Origin of the sequence: Kitasatospora sp. SolWspMP-SS2h, assembly GCF_003259315.1 — a bacterium.
Classification (GTDB): domain Bacteria; phylum Actinomycetota; class Actinomycetes; order Streptomycetales; family Streptomycetaceae; genus Kitasatospora; species Kitasatospora fiedleri.
This window is the reverse complement of the sequence record NZ_QLLT01000007.1, coordinates 109,635-124,316: the sequence shown is the minus strand read 5'-3', so window position 1 is coordinate 124,316 and position 14,682 is coordinate 109,635. Positions and strand designations below refer to the sequence as shown.

Here is a 14,682-nt window from a genome sequence, read left to right as displayed (position 1 = left end):
TGACTCACCCTGCCTGAATCTGGTTCATGGTTGACTGGCCGTCGTCCTCACGCCCCACGTAACGGTCGTGGACGAGCTGGGTCTTGTCGCCGTACTCGCTGATGAGCGCGTCGATGGACGAGATCGTCTGGGTCAGGAACGCCTGCATGTTCCCATGCGCGCTGTACAGTGCTTGGGCCTCGACGAAGTCACCGCCGAAGGCATCCTGAGTGATGTCGGTCTTGTACTTGGTGTTGGTCCCGCAGGTGCTGATGTTCTGCTGGAGGGCCCGCAGTCGCTTGACGACTGCCTCCAGCTCTGCAGGGTTGACGCTGTATCCGTCGGACACGAGGCCCTCTCCCCCTGGAGTGTCGAAACTTCCCCGTGGTAACTCTCTGGCTGACGGGTTGTCCCAGTCAGAGCGTTCGATCGTATCGCGTTCGGACGATGCCCTAACACACCGTCAACGCGATTGGTTGCCGTCCTGGTACGGATTGTTGTAGGGCGGCTGCTGCGGCGGGTAGCCGTACGGCGGCGGCTGCTGGCCCGGTTGTCCGTACGGTTGCTGCTGGACTGGCTGACCCGCCTGACCGTACGGCTGTTGCTGGGCCGGGGGCCACCCCGGTGCAGCACCGTACGGGACCCCGGCCTGGGCCTGGAAGCCCTGTGCGCGGTTGCGGTTGCGCTTCCGGCTGCTGGACACCGCGATCGCGATGACCACGATGAGCAGCACGACCAGCCCGCCGCCGATGGCGAGGACCAGGGGCAGGGCCGATCCCGACGACGACTGCTTGACGCCCGGCACCGCCCCTGGAGAACCGAGCCCGCCCGTTCCCGCCCCGTCACTGCCCGGGTCCTTCGTCTCCTGCGTCGCCCCGGCACCGGCCGACGGAGCGGCGGCACCGGCCGCCGCCGCGAGCGGCCCCTGCGCGGAACCGGCAGGAACGTTTGCGGTCAGGGCCTGGTACGGGCGGACGACACCGTATCCGTAGTGGCTGTCGGGCAGTTTGGAGGCGCCCGCGGGAGCCGCGGCCGTCTTCACCAGCCGGTTGGCCACCTGGCCCGGCGTGAGATCGGGGTACTTGGCGAACACCAGGGCCGCCGCGGCGGAGACGTAGGCGGTGGAGTCCGAGGTGCCGTCAGCCATGCAGTACTGGGAGGTGCAGGAGCCCGATCCGCCGCTGCCGGCCATCACGATGTCGACACCCGGTGCCGTCAACATGACCTCGGGGCCGTAGTTCGACTGCGGCCAGATCCTTTGGTTCTTGTCCACGGCACCGACCGCGAGCACCCCGGGAACGTTCGCCGGAGGACGGACGGGCCCCCCGTCGTTGCCGGTGCCCGCCACGATCAGCACCTTGTGCTGGAGCGCGTAGGCCACCGCATCGGTGAAGGAGTCCTGCTCGACCAGATCCGTGACCTGGGAGATATTGATGACCTTGGCGCCGTGGTCGACCGCCCACTTGATGCCCTGCGGCATCGCGCCGCCGTCCCCGTGGAAGATCGGCAGGATCTTGGCTCCGGGCGCGAGGCCGGTCACGCCCTCGCCGTTGCCGTGTCCGTGACCGGCGATCAGGCTCGCCATGCCCGTCCCGTGTTCAGTGGTCGGCTTGATCTCGCGTCCCTGGCCGCCGGGGTCGTACCCGGGCAGCAGCGACCCCGACAGGTCCGGATGATTCGCCTTGACCCCGGTGTCGATCACCGCGACGATCACGCCGTCACCCTTGCTGACCGACCACACCTTGTCCAGGTCGAAGTACGCGTTCGCCCACTGCGCGTCCCGCACCTGGTCCGCCGACGCCGTCGGCGCGCCGACGAACAGCATGCCCGCTGTCAAAGCGGTCGCGCCGAGCGCGCCCGTCAGTCTGGCCAGCACCATCAAACACCCCGTCAGTAGACAGCCCGTTCGCTCTCGCAGCGCCCCCGGAACACAGGACGGTTCGATCGTATCGTCCGTCACCCGCCCTGGCACCGGCCTCTCGTGGCAAGGGCCGCTGCATTTCACCGCCCTGCGGCAGCGGCGGTACGGGGTCGGGTCGGGCGAAGGCCGCTGGGTGCCCGCCGCCGGGGTGTCGGTCTCGTTCGTGTGCCGTCGGTGGGGGAAAGGGCTGGTGGGGGTGGTCGGGGGCTGTGCTATGAATGGCGCGTCGTCCGTCCTTGGGGGAACTCTTGACGCATCCGCCGCAGTCCGGCGCGCCCGTGCCGGGGCAGCAGTCGTACCCGGGGTTCCCGCCCCCGCCGTACCAGGGCCAGGACTGGCAGTCCGCGTACCCGGCGCCGCAGCCGCCGGGGCGGGGGTCGCGGGTGCTGGGGGTGCTGGGGATCGCGCTGGTGGTGCTGGTGGTGGTGGCCGCGGTGGGGGGAACGGCGTACCTGCAGGTGGGGCGGAAGGGGGCGACGACGCCCGCGTACGTGGTGGAGCAGGAGAACTGGCGGCGGGTCGCGGACGGGTTGACGCGGGCGCTGGCGGCGGGGGACGAGGAGGGGTTCGTCCGGCCGTTCGCGGCGGGGGAGGTGAAGGAGCGGCAGCGGCTGGTGTTCCGGAACCTGCGGAAGGTGCCGTGGGAGACGGCGCGCTGGGAGGTGTCGAACTCGCCGTTGAACGGGCGGCTGCGGGTGGACTTCGTGCACCAGGTGAAGGACGTGGACAACCTGCCGATCGCCGAGGAGTACGGGTGGCAGGTGCTGCCGGTGGAGTCGGGCACCGAGGTGATAACCGGGGTCGGGGCGGTGCGGGACCACCAGGGCAAGAGCCTGGACGCCGGTTACTACCCGGCCCCGTGGGACGTGTACGACGACCTGTCGGTGCGGGTGCGCGACCACCTGGTGGCGATGGCGGACAGGGGCCAGGAGGCCGAGCTGGACCGGGACGTCGACGTGCTGGCCCGGGCGGCGGGGGACGACCTGGCGGCCTGGCAGCAGTACGCGCCGGCGCCGGTCGGCGTCCGACGGGGTGCGCGGGGGTTCTTCGTGGTGCTGGAGAAGAACCGGGAGGTCTACAACAAGCTGTACCAGGGCGACGGGAAGCAGGACGACAGCCTGGAGGCCGGCGTCAACATGCCGGTGGTGGCGGCCGAGGGGGCGGCCCGCGGCACGGCGAGCGGCGGCACGGCGAGCAGCGGCACGGCGGGCGGCGGGATGACGGTCGGCGGAATGACGGTCGGCGGCAGCCGGATCGTGATGGACACCACCGACAGCCGGTTCACCGGCTCGCGCTGGCAGGACGGCGTGACGGACATCGGCCGGCACGAGATGGCGCACGCGATCGTCGCGACGCTGCTGTCCGAGTGGCCCTCGCCCACCGGCAAGGGGCAGCCGCACGACTGGGTGGCGGAGGGCTTCGCCGAGTTCATGGCGCTGCGCGGTGAGGACGCGGCGGCCCGCGACGAGTTGGTCGGCGACCTGCGCGAGGTGCGCTTCGACGGCGGACTGCCGGGTGAGCAGGGCGAGTTCTACGCGGACACCGCCGGGGCCAGGGCCGCGAACTACGCGCTGAGCGGCGACGCCGTGCGCTACCTGGCGGCGACCTACGGGGAGGCCCGGGCGTTCGCCTTCGTGGCCGCGCACTACGCCAGGCCGAGCGAGTACGCCCAACAGCTGGCCGAGGCGACCGGCGGGAGCGCCGACGCGTTCCGGGCGGCCTGGGCGGAGCACGTCCGCACCACGACGGCGACGGCGGCCGCCCGGAGGAAGTGACGGTGCGTCAGGCGGGCAGCGTGGCGTCCTCCGGCAGGATCGGCAGCCGCCCGACCGGCAGCCCGGTCGCGGCGCGGACGGCGGCGGCGACCGCGGCGGGGGCGACCACGGCGGGCACCGCGCTGACGGCCTTGGCGCCGAACGGGGCGACCACGTCGCGCTCCTCCAGCAGGGCGGCGATCCGGACGTCGGGGGTGTCCAGGGCGGTGGGGAGCCGGTAGCCGGTGAGCGAGGCGTTGACGGGGACGCCGCCCTCGGTGCGCAGGTTCTCCAGCAGGGCGAGTCCGACGCCCTGGGCGACGGCGCCCTCAATCCGGTCCTCGATCTGCCGGGGGTTCAGCGCCCGGCCGACCTCCTGGGCGACGGTGACGTCGACGACCCGGACGGCGCCGAGTTCGATGTCGACGTCGACCACGGCGCGCATCGCGCAGAACGCGATGGAGACGAAGGCGTCGCCCTGCCCGGTCTCGGGGTCGAGCGGCTCGGTGGGGTGCGGCCGGCACTGGGCGGTGGCCCAGAGCTCGCGGCCCTCCAGGGCCTCGCTGACCGGCATGCCGAGCACGCCGTCGTACGAGGTGATCTTCCCGTCGGTGATGGTGAGCAGTTCGACGGACATCCCGAAGTCGGCGGCGATCGGCTGCAGCATCTGGTGCCGGACCATCAGCGCGGCCCGCTCGACGGCGCCGCCGGAGACCCAGGTGTGCCGGCCGCGGGAGGCGGGGCCGGCCGCGGACTGGTCGGAGTCGACGGGCGCGATGTACACCTCGCTGACGCCGAGCACCGACTGGACGATCTGCCGGGCCAGGGTGGCGAAGCCCTGGCCGGAGTCGACGGCCGCGCAGATCACGGTGGCGTGGTCGCCGGAGACCCGGACGGTCGCGGTGGAGACCTCGTCCTCGCCCTCCGCGCCGAGCATGTGCACCATGCCGACCGCGTAGCCGATGCCGCGGCGCACCGCGGTGGGGTCGCCCGCGCCGCCGGGGCCGCCGGGCAGCAGCCAGTCGGCCTGCGGGTCGTCCAGCGGGAGGGCGGGCAGCGGGGAGGCGTCGAGCGCGTCGAGCAGGGCCTCGACCGGGGCGGGGCAGGTGACGGCCTGGCCGGTGGGCAGCGGGTCGCCGGTGGTCATGGCGTTGCGGCGGCGGATCTCGACCGGGTCGATGCCGAGCTGCCTGGCGAGCTGGTCGAGCTGCGACTCGTACGCGAAGCAGGTCTGCAGGGCGCCCTCGCCGCGCATCCGGCCGGCCGGCGGGTTGTTGGTGCGCACCGCCCAGGCGTCGACGAAGACGTTGGGGCAGGTGTAGGGGCCGACCGAGAAGGCGACGGCGGCGGCCAGCGCCTCGGCGGAGACGTCGGCGTAGGCGCCGCCGTCGAGCAGGATCTGCGCCTCGACCTTGACCAGCCGGCCCTCGGCGTCGGCGTGGTGGCGGTAGCGCAGCAGGGCGGGGTGCCGGGTGGGGTGGGACTGGAAGGACTCGGCGCGGGTGAGGGTCATCTTGACCGGCCGGCCGCTGCGCAGCGCGAGCAGGGCGAGGGTGACCTGGAAGGAGAGGTCCTCGCGGTCGCTGGTGGCGCCGGGGACGCCGGTGACGACCAGGCGGACCCGGTCGGGGTCGAGGCCGAGGCGGGCGGCGGTGCGGTCGCGGTCGCCGTGCGGGTCGGTGGAGGACAGGTGCAGTTCGACGCCGCCGTCGGGGCGGGGCACGGCGAGTCCGGCCTCGGCGCCGATCGGGGCCGGGTCCTGGCGGCCGACCTGGTAGAGGCCCTCGACGACGATCGCGCCGACCGCGTCGGGGTCGCCGGTGCGCAGCGGCAGGTGGCGCAGCAGGTTGCCGTCGGGGTGCAGCGGGGGGGCGTGGAAGGCGGCCTCGGGGTCGGTGACGGGCTCCAGCGGCTCGTACTCGACCAGGATCGCGGCGGCGGCGAGCCGGGCGGTGTCGGGGTGGTCGGCGGCGACCGCGGCGACGGGTTCGCCGTGGTGGCGCACCACGCCGGCGGCGAGGACCGGGCGGTCTGCGGTGGCCGGCCCGGCGGGGCCGCCGTCGGGGCCGGGCGGGAGGTCGGCGGCGGTGACCACGGCGTGCACGCCGGGGATGGCGAGCGCGGGGGCGGTGTCCACCGAGACGATCCGGGCGTGCGGGTGCGGGGAGCGCAGCACGGCGCCCCAGAGCAGCCCTTCGGCCCACAGGTCGGCGGCGTAGGGGTAGATGCCCAGGGCCTTGGGGAGGGCGTCGGTGCGCAGCGGGGAGGTGCCGAGGCCGGTGGTGCCGGTCTCGTGGTCCGCGGGGGCGGCCGCCGGGAGCTCGGTGGCGGAGGTCATGCGTTCTCGTCCTCGTGGAGGCGGATGCCGTGGGCGGGGGTGGCGTCGTAGCCGGTGGCGTCGTGGCCGGGGTACTGGCCGTAGCCGTCGGTGGCGTAGACGGTGCCGTCGTAGGGGCCCGCGTCCTGGTAGGCCGGGGCGCCGAACGGTCCGGGAGCACCGCCGCCGCCGGGAGAACCGTGGCCGCCGGCCCATTCGGTCGGGACGGGGGTGCCGTGCGGCGGGGTGGGCGGGTAGGCGTAGCCGCCGGTGCGCAGGGTGCCGTCGTCCTGCCCGGCGGGGGGCGGGGGCGGGGCCAGCTGGTCGGCCTCGTGCCAGAGCTCGGAGTCGGCGTACAGCGGGAGTTCGCCGCCCTGGTCGGGGTGGGACGGCGGCCCGGCGGGAGCGGGCGCGCCGGCGGCGGGTGCGCCGGCCGGGGGCGCCTGTCCGGCGGCCTGCTCGGCGGCCTCCAGTTCGGCTTCGAGGGCGGCCTCGCGGGCGTCGGCGACGGCCTGGACGGCGGCCAGCGCGCCCCGGTAGCCGGTGCAGCGGCACAGGTTGCCGCACAGCGCCTGGCGGGCCTCGACCTCGCCGGGCCGGTGGTTGCGCTGGAGCAGGTCGTGGACGGCCATCGCCATGCCGGGCGTGCAGTAGCCGCACTGGACGGCGCCGGAGTCGGCGAGCGCCTGCTGGACGTCGCTGGCGCCGCCCGCGCCGGACAGTCCCTCGACGGTGTTGATCTCGCTGTCGGCGGCGAGCGCGGCGGGCACCAGGCAGCCGTTGACCAGCTGGCCGTCGACCTGGATCGAGCAGGCCCCGCACTCGCCCTGCTCGCAGCCGTCCTTGGCGCCGGCCAGGCCGAGCCGTTCGCGCAGCACGTACAGCAGGCTCTCGCCGATCCAGGCGTCGGTGACGGGCCGGTCCACGCCGTTGACCCGCAGCATGTACGAGGCGGTGGGGCGCACGTCGGCGGTGAGCGCCCCGGGGTGGTTCAGCAGTTCGTCCGTCACTTGAGCGCCCTTCCCAGTGCCCGGCGGGCCAGCACCGCCACGGTACGCCGCAGGCGGGCCGCGGCCGCGCCCGCCCCCTCGCCGTGTGTCCCGTTCTCGGGGACGCACGCGCCCGCCACGTACTCGCCGAACGCGGCGAGCGCGGCGGGGTCGATCAGCACCGCGCCCTCGGCGCCGCGGGCGTCCCAGTCGATGCAGCCGGCCACCCAGCTCTCGGCCTCCAGCGGCCGCAGCGGGACGGGGGCGACGGCGCCGACGGCGCAGCGCACGCCGCGCCGGGCGGGGTCGAGGACCAGGGCGACGGAGGCGGTGGCGCGGGCCGGGCCGCTGCGGCCGGTGGACTTGAGGAAGACCTGGGGGGCGTGCAGCAGCGGGACCCGCACCCAGGTGAGCAGTTCGCCGGGGCGCAGCGGGTCGAGGCCGGTGAGCAGGTGGCTGATCGGCACGTCGCGGACGGCGCCGGCCCGGGCGAGGGTGGCGGTGGCCTCCAGGGCGGCGAGCACCGGCAGGGTGTCGCCGGCCGGGTCGCCGGCGGCGATGTTGCCGCCGAGGGTGCCGACGTTGCGCACCTGCGGGGGCCCGGCGGTGCGGGCCGCGTCGGCGAGGGCGGGGATGAGCGCGGCGAAGTCGGGGCGGTCCATCCGGGCGTGGGTGAGCCCGGCGCCGAGGACGGCGGTGCCGCCGTCCTCGTAGCGCCAGCCGCGCAGTTCGGTGATCCGGCCGAGTCCGATCAGGGCGGCGGGCCGCAGCCGCCCGGCGTTGACGGCCTCCATCAGGTCGGTGGCGCCCGCCACCGGCACCGCCCCCGGGGTGGCGGCCAGCGCTTCGACCGCCTCGTCCACCGAGGCCGGCAACATGATCGTCCGGTTCACCAGGTTCCCACCGTGCTCCATTTGCAGTGCGGACTGCCGCCCGTAGGGTACGGGCGATCGGTGCGGGTTGGGCAACTCTGGCACACAAAGACCGCTGATCATTTCCCGGGTGGCGGACAGGTCCGAACAACTCGGGACAACTCCGGGCGCGACCGCGATCAGGTCGTGGCCGGGGTGATCGGTTGTTCACCCGGTCATGACGAGCGGTCCTCGCCCGGAGTTCCCCCCTGCTGACGCTCCGTCACCGGCGTCAGGGGGCGGTGTGCTCGCCGGACGGTCCGGGCGGGCCGTCCAGCGGGCGGCCGACGATGCCGGGCTTGCGCTGCCAGGGGAGCGGGCCGCCGGGGCGGCGGTACTCGATGCCGAGCGCGTCCAGCCGGGGGTAGTGGCCGGCCATCCGGCGCTCGAAGTCCGCGAAGTCGCGGTCGGCCGGGTCGCGCGGCAGGTCGGACCAGGCGACCTCGGCGAACGCGGCCAGCCGCGGGAACGCCTTGTAGTCGACGTCCCGGCCGTCGTCCATGAACTCGGTCCAGAGGTTCGCCTGGGTGCCGATGACGTGCGCGGCGGCGGCCGCGTCGAGCTGCGGCGGGACGGGCTCGAAGCGGTAGACGTCCTCCAGCGTGCGCACCCAGCCGACCGGGACGGGCTCGTCCGCGCCGTCGGCCTGCCGGTGGTCGAGGTAGACGTGCTGCTCGGGGCACATCACCACGTCGTGCCCGGCGTTCGCGGCGGCGATCCCGCCCTCGTAACCGCGCCACGACGACACGGCCGCGCCGGGGGCCAGACCGCCCTCCAGGATCTCGTCCCAGCCGATCAGCCGGCGGCCGCGCTCGGCCAGCCAGCGGTCGAAGTGCCGGATGACGTGGCTCTGCAGCTCGAACTCGTCCTTCAGGCCGAGTTCGGCGATCCGGGCCTGGGCGGCGTCGGACTGCTTCCACTGGTCCTTGGGGCACTCGTCGCCGCCGAGGTGGACGAAGGCGGAGGGGAAGATCTCCAGCACCTCCTCCAGCACGTGCTCGTAGAAGCGCAGGGTGGCCTCGGAGGCGTTCAGGATGTTCGCGCTGACGCCCCAGTCGGTCCAGGTGCCGAGCGCGGCGGTGTCGACCACGTCGGTGTTGCCGAGCGCGGGGTAGGCGGCGATGGCGGCCTGGTTGTGGCCGGGCAGGTCGACCTCGGGGACGACGGTGATGTGCCGGGCGGCGGCGTAGGCGACGATCTCGCGCAGGTCGTCCTGGGTGTAGTAGCCGCCGTGCGGCTGGTCGTCGTGCCGGCCGCCGGCCCGGTAGCCGATCATCGAGCGCTCGCGCCAGGCGCCCGCCTCGGTGAGCTTCGGGTAGCGCCGGACCTCGATCCGCCAGCCCTGGTCGTCGGTCAGGTGGAAGTGGAAGACGTTGAGCTTGTGGGCGGCGAGCTGGTCGATGAAGCGCAGCACGCCGGCCTTGGGCATGAAGTGCCGGGAGACGTCCAGCAGGGCGCCGCGCCAGCCGAACCGGGGCGCGTCGCGGATCTCCACCGCGGGGACCGTCCAGTGCGCGCCGGGCAGCGGGGCGCTGCGGTACGCAGCGGGGCCGAGCAGCTGGCGCAGGGTCTGCGCGGCGTGCGCCAGGCCCGCGGCGCTGCCGCCGGTGAGCCGGACGGCGGCGGCGTCGGCGTCCAGCCGGTACTCCTCCGCGCCGAGCTCCGGGTCGAGCGCCAGCCGCAGGTCGCCGTCCTGCCCGGCCGGGGCCGGGTCCAGGTCGAAGCCGGTGGCGGCGGACAGCTCGGCGCGCAGCCGGCGGGCGGCGGCCCCGGTCCCGGGGGCGGCGGCGATCCGGGAGCCGGCGTGCAGGACGAAGGGCGGGGCGTCGCTGCGGGCCTGGACGTGCGACGGGGCGGGGATGAGGTCCATGCGCCTCATCCTGCCCCGGACCACCCCGATTGGCATAGACCACTCGGGAGGTGTTCGCGCAGGTCGCGCGCCGTCAGTCCTTCTTGTCGTCCCCGCCGGGGTTGTTCAGCCCGTCGAAGATCTCCTTGCACATCGGGCAGACCGGGTACTTCTTCGGGTCGCGCCCGGGCACCCAGACCTTGCCGCACAGCGCCACCACGGGGGACCCGGAGAGCGCGCTCTCCATGATCTTGTCCTTCTGGACGTAGTGGGCGAAGCGCTCGTGGTCGCCGTCCCCGTGCGACGTCTGCGGGACGGGCTCGACCAGGGTGCCGGTGCCGAGACCGCGCTCGGGCTCAAGAGTGCTCATGGGTGCCAAGTCTATGGGGGCCGCCCGGAACCGGGCCACCGCGTGCACCGGGCTCCTCGGTCAGTTCAGCAGCGGGTCGTCGGGATAGGTGGCGAGCATCGCCAGCGGCCCGCGCTGGCGGCGCAGCACCTCGCGCCACAGCCGGTCCGGCTCGGCGCAGGAGACGTCCCCCGCCTCGCAGTCCACCAGGTGCCAGGCGCCCTCGGCGAGCTCCTCCTCCAGCTGCCCGGGCGACCAGCCCGAGTAGCCGGCGAACACCCGCATCCCGCCGAGCACCCCGGCCAGCACCTCGGGCGGCGCCTCCAGGTCGACCAGGCCGATCGCGCCGTGCACCCGGCGCCAGCCGAGCGGCGCGTCACCGTGCTCCTCCCCGGGGACGACGGCCACCGCCAGCGCGGAGTCCAGGGCCACCGGCCCGCCCTGGAAGAGCACCGGCGGGTCGCCCGCCAGCGGCGCCCAGCCGTCCAGCACGGCGGCCACGCCCACCGGCGTGGGGCGGTTGAGCACCACCCCGAGCGCGCCCTGGGCGTCGTGGTCGAGCAGCAGGACCACCGACCTGGCGAAGTTCGGGTCGGTCAGCACGGGCGTCGCCACGAGCAGTCGCCCGGTGAGCGAGGGGGCCGCTTCCATGTCTGACATCATGCCCCGTACCGGCCCTCCCCGGACACCCGGCGGACCAGCCCGCGGGCCACCCGTCCGGCCCAGTGGCGGTGCCGCGGCGCCTTCCGCACAGCATGATCACCACAGGGACACACCGGAACCAATCGCCCACCCCCTACCATCTAGGGGTGGTGAAGGGCCCTTCCCCCAACTCCGCAGCCGAAAACCTCTCCTGCGCACCCGGATTGCGAGAACGATGACCGACGACGTCCTGCTGGTCCACGGCGGAAACCCGCTCGAAGGCGAGATCCAGATCCGCGGCGCCAAGAACCTGGTCCCCAAGGCCATGGTCGCCGCGCTGCTCGGCCAGGGCCCCAGCAGACTGCGCAACGTCCCGGACATCCGGGACGTCAAGGTCGTCCGCGGCCTGCTGCAGCTGCACGGGGTCACCGTCCGCACCGGCGACGAGGACGGCGAGCTGATCCTCGACCCCTCGCACGTGGAGTCCGCCAACGTCGCGGACATCGACGCGCACGCCGGCTCCTCGCGCATCCCGATCCTGTTCTGCGGCCCGCTGCTGCACCGGCTCGGGCACGCCTTCATCCCGGGCCTGGGCGGCTGCGACATCGGCGGCCGGCCGGTCGACTTCCACTTCGAGGTGCTGCGCCAGTTCGGCGCGACCATCGAGAAGCACCCGCAGGGCACCTACCTGGTCGCCGCCCAGCGGCTGCGCGGCACCAAGATCGAGCTGCCCTACCCGTCGGTCGGCGCGACCGAGCAGGTGCTGCTGACCGCGGTGCTCGCCGAGGGCGTCACCGAGCTGCGCAACGCCGCGATCGAGCCGGAGATCGTCGACCTGATCTGCGTGCTGCAGAAGATGGGCGCGATCATCTCGCTGGGCACCGACCGCACCATCCTGGTCACCGGCGTGGACGAGCTGGACGGCTACACCCACCGGGCGCTGCCGGACCGCCTGGAGGCGGCCTCCTGGGCGTGCGCGGCGCTGGCCACCAAGGGCGACATCTACGTCCGGGGCGCCGAGCAGATCCCGATGATGACCTTCCTGAACACCTTCCGGAAGGTCGGCGGCGCCTACGAGATCGACGACGCGGGCATCCGGTTCTGGCACCCGGGCGGCGAGCTCAAGGCGATCGCCCTGGAGACCGACGTGCACCCGGGCTTCCAGACCGACTGGCAGCAGCCGCTGGTGGTGGCGCTGACCCAGGCCGCCGGCCTGTCGATCGTGCACGAGACGGTGTACGAGTCGCGGCTGGGCTTCACCGGGGCGCTGAACCAGATGGGCGCGCACATCCAGCTCTACAGCGAGTGCCTGGGCGGCACGCCGTGCCGGTTCGGGGCGCGCAACTTCATGCACTCCGCGGTGGTCTCCGGCCCGTCCAAGCTGATGGGCGGCGAGCTGGTCATCCCCGACCTGCGCGGCGGCTTCTCGTACCTGATCGCGGCGCTGGCCGCCGAGGGCACCTCCACGGTGCACGGCATCGACCTGATCAACCGCGGCTACGAGAACTTCATGGACAAGCTGCGCGACCTGGGCGCGCACATCGAGCTGCCCTCGGAGGCCGAGGCGCCCGAGGTCCGGCTGACCGCCTGAGCGCGGCGGGCCGGAAAGCCGGTGGCCGGCCTCCCCGCGAGGGGAGGCCGGCCACCGGTGCGTTCAGCGGCGGGGGGTCACTTGCCCTTCGCGGCTTCCTTCAGCTTCGAGCCGGCGCTCACCTTGACGCTGTAGCCCTCGGCGATCTGGATGGGCTCGCCGGTCTGCGGGTTGCGGGCGGTGCGGGCGGCGCGCAGGGTGCGCTCGAAGGTCAGGAAACCGGGGATGGTGACCTTCTCGTCGCCCTTGGCGACGACCTCGCCGGTGATCTCGGCGAAGGCGGCCAGCACGGCGTCGGCGTCCTTGCGGGTCACCTCGGCACGCTCGGCCAGCGCGGCCACCAGCTCACTGCGGTTCATGTGTACTCCTGTGGTCTGTTGCTCTGCCGTGCGCGGAGGCATGGCCGGTCCGCGCGACGGTGCTCGTTCAGGCGAGGGGTTGGTCAGGGGCCGGGCTCGCACCGCGAAGCGCCACAAACTGCCCGCCTGGGTACGAATCCTGCCCCGACCGGCACTGAGAAAGCCAATCGGGAACCGGCGTGGTTGACCCGAACAGCGCCCGCCGGACGGAGGTGTGACGCTCCGTCGGCTCCGGAGTGGCCGGAGCGGGCGGCGGCCGGGACGACACGCCGTGGCGCAACTGGGGACGTACCGTACTTGTCGGACACGCCTCCCCGTCGCAGGGCTACCGTACGCCCTGGCACCGACAAGCCCAAACACGCCCCTTGCCCTTGTGTCGCAAGGGCTCCGCGCGGTTCGCCGCGAGCGGGGCCCGGCGGGCGGGCCGGGCCCCCTCCGGGCTCAGAACCGGACGGCCGGGAAAGTGCCGGTGTCGAGCGTCCCGACGATGCCCGCGGTGGGCCGCTCCGGGGCGTCCTCCGCGTCGCCCCGGGCGGCCGTCGCGGCGTCCCGGACGGCCGCCGCGACGGTCTTGGCCACCCCCGGGTGGAAGACGCTGGGGATGATGTAGTTGGGGTTCAGCTCCTCGTCGGTGACGGTGGTGGCCAGCGCCCGGGCGGCGGCCAGCATCATCTCGGTGTCCACGCTGGCGCTCTGCGCGTCCAGCAGGCCGCGGAAGACGCCCGGGAAGACCAGCACGTTGTTGATCTGGTTCGGGAAGTCGCTGCGGCCGGTGGCGACCACCGCGGCGGTCTGCCGGGCCACCGCCGGGTCGACCTCCGGGTCGGGGTTGGCCAGCGCGAAGACGACCGCGTCCTTGGCCATGGTGGCCAGGTCGTCGCCGTCCAGCACGTTCGGGGCGGAGACGCCGATGAACACGTCGGCGTCGGCCACCGCCTCCTTGAGGGTGCCGGTGCGGCCGGAGCGGTTGGTGTTCTCGGCGATCCAGCGCAGGCTGTCGTTCAGGTCGTCCCGGCCCCGGTGGACCACGCCGCGGACGTCCGCCACGGTGGCGTGCTCGACGCCCGCGGCCATCAGCAGCTTGAGGATCGCGGTGCCCGCGGCGCCGGCGCCGCTCATCACCACCCGGATCTCGCCGATCTCCTTGCCGACCACCTTCAGCGCGTTGGTCAGCGCGGCCAGCACCACGATCGCGGTGCCGTGCTGGTCGTCGTGGAAGACCGGGATGTCCAGCGCCTCGCGCAGCCGGGCCTCGATCTCGAAGCAGCGCGGCGCGGAGATGTCCTCCAGGTTGATGCCGGCGAAGCCCGGCGCGATCGCCTTGACGATCGCCACGATCTCGTCGGCGTCCTGGGTGTCCAGGCAGAGCGGCCAGGCGTCGATGCCCGCGAACCGCTTGAACAGCGCCGCCTTGCCCTCCATCACCGGCAGCGCGGCCTTCGGGCCGATGTTGCCCAGGCCCAGCACGGCCGAGCCGTCGGTGACCACCGCGACGCTGTTGCGCTTGATGGTCAGCCGGCGGGCGTCCTCCGGGTTCTCCGCGATCGCCATGCAGACCCGGGCCACGCCGGGGGTGTAGATCATGCTCAGGTCGTCGCGGTTGCGGATCGGCAGCTTCGAGGACATCTCGATCTTGCCGCCGAGGTGCATCAGGAAGGTGCGGTCGGAGACCTTGCCGATGCTCACGCCGTCGATGGTGCGGAGCTTCTCGACGATCTCCTGGCCGTGCGCGACCGAGGAGGCCGCCACCGTGACGTCGATCCGCAGCGCCTCCAGGCCGGAGGCCGTGACGTCGAGACCGGTGACCGAACCGCCGGAAGACTCCACCGCGGTGGTGATCGAGCTCACCGCGTTGCCGGTGGCCGGGACCTCCAACCGGACCGTGATCGAGTTCGAGACACTGGGCACCGTCGCCATCGACGTCCTTCTTCCTGAATCAACAAACTGTTGAAGTTCCATGCCGCTCGGCATGCTAGACCTCGATGGTCGCACCGACCAAGGGCCCGCCAGAAATAACGGGC

Annotated in this window: 12 protein-coding genes; 2 read left to right on the top strand and 10 right to left on the bottom strand. The window is 73.5% G+C overall.

Annotated features, from left to right (window positions below; translation table 11 throughout):
* Positions 1-4 precede the first annotated feature (4 nt).
* Together K353_RS10595 and K353_RS10590 are read right to left on the bottom strand one after the other, a co-directional pair.
* The gene (locus tag K353_RS10595; RefSeq protein ID WP_111553331.1) at positions 5-328 is read right to left on the bottom strand and encodes a hypothetical protein; all 324 of its coding nucleotides are present in this window, start codon (positions 326-328) and stop codon (positions 5-7) included.
* Between the two features lie 114 nt (positions 329-442).
* Positions 443-1,858, bottom strand: a complete 1,416-nt coding sequence (locus tag K353_RS10590) for a S8 family serine peptidase (protein ID WP_233533497.1) — start codon at positions 1,856-1,858, stop codon at positions 443-445.
* 290 nt (positions 1,859-2,148) lie between these two features.
* On the opposite strand from K353_RS10590, the gene K353_RS10585 reads away from it, so the two are divergent.
* Entirely contained in the window at positions 2,149-3,675 is a 1,527-nt protein-coding gene (locus tag K353_RS10585) for a hypothetical protein (RefSeq protein WP_111553329.1), read from the top strand.
* 7 nt (positions 3,676-3,682) lie between these two features.
* On the opposite strand, the gene K353_RS10580 is transcribed toward K353_RS10585, so the two are convergent.
* From K353_RS10580 to K353_RS10555, 6 genes are all read right to left on the bottom strand, one after another.
* The gene (locus tag K353_RS10580; RefSeq protein WP_111553328.1) at positions 3,683-5,992 is read right to left on the bottom strand and encodes a xanthine dehydrogenase family protein molybdopterin-binding subunit; all 2,310 of its coding nucleotides are present in this window, start codon (positions 5,990-5,992) and stop codon (positions 3,683-3,685) included.
* Complete coding sequence (locus K353_RS37145) at positions 5,989-6,981, bottom strand: (2Fe-2S)-binding protein (protein WP_370447584.1); 993 nt, start codon at positions 6,979-6,981, stop codon at positions 5,989-5,991. Before K353_RS37145 ends, K353_RS10580 begins: the two co-directional genes overlap by 4 nt.
* Positions 6,978-7,874, bottom strand: coding sequence for a xanthine dehydrogenase family protein subunit M (locus K353_RS10570; protein WP_111553327.1), 897 nt, complete (start codon positions 7,872-7,874; stop codon positions 6,978-6,980). The genes K353_RS37145 and K353_RS10570 overlap by 4 nt, the downstream gene beginning before the upstream one ends.
* A 229-nt stretch (positions 7,875-8,103) precedes the next feature.
* Complete coding sequence (locus tag K353_RS10565; RefSeq protein WP_111553326.1) at positions 8,104-9,741, bottom strand: beta-N-acetylhexosaminidase; 1,638 nt, start codon at positions 9,739-9,741, stop codon at positions 8,104-8,106.
* Between the two features lie 73 nt (positions 9,742-9,814).
* Positions 9,815-10,090: a DUF3039 domain-containing protein gene (locus K353_RS10560; protein WP_030459614.1), complete on the bottom strand. Its 276-nt coding sequence runs from the start codon at positions 10,088-10,090 to the stop codon at positions 9,815-9,817.
* Positions 10,091-10,150: 60 nt separating this feature from the next.
* Positions 10,151-10,720 (bottom strand): YqgE/AlgH family protein, encoded by a 570-nt coding sequence (locus K353_RS10555; protein ID WP_111553325.1) that lies wholly within the window; start codon positions 10,718-10,720, stop codon positions 10,151-10,153.
* A 226-nt stretch (positions 10,721-10,946) separates the two neighbouring features.
* Between K353_RS10555 and murA the strand changes: the two genes are divergently transcribed.
* On the top strand, positions 10,947-12,302 hold the full coding sequence (murA, locus tag K353_RS10550; protein ID WP_111553324.1) for a UDP-N-acetylglucosamine 1-carboxyvinyltransferase: 1,356 nt from the start codon (positions 10,947-10,949) through the stop codon (positions 12,300-12,302).
* 77 nt (positions 12,303-12,379) lie between these two features.
* On the opposite strand, the gene K353_RS10545 is transcribed toward murA, so the two are convergent.
* Positions 12,380-12,661: an HU family DNA-binding protein gene (locus K353_RS10545; protein ID WP_030459611.1), complete on the bottom strand. Its 282-nt coding sequence runs from the start codon at positions 12,659-12,661 to the stop codon at positions 12,380-12,382.
* Between the two features lie 441 nt (positions 12,662-13,102).
* Positions 13,103-14,578, bottom strand: a complete 1,476-nt coding sequence (locus K353_RS10540) for an NAD-dependent malic enzyme (protein ID WP_111553323.1) — start codon at positions 14,576-14,578, stop codon at positions 13,103-13,105.
* Positions 14,579-14,682 lie beyond the last annotated feature (104 nt).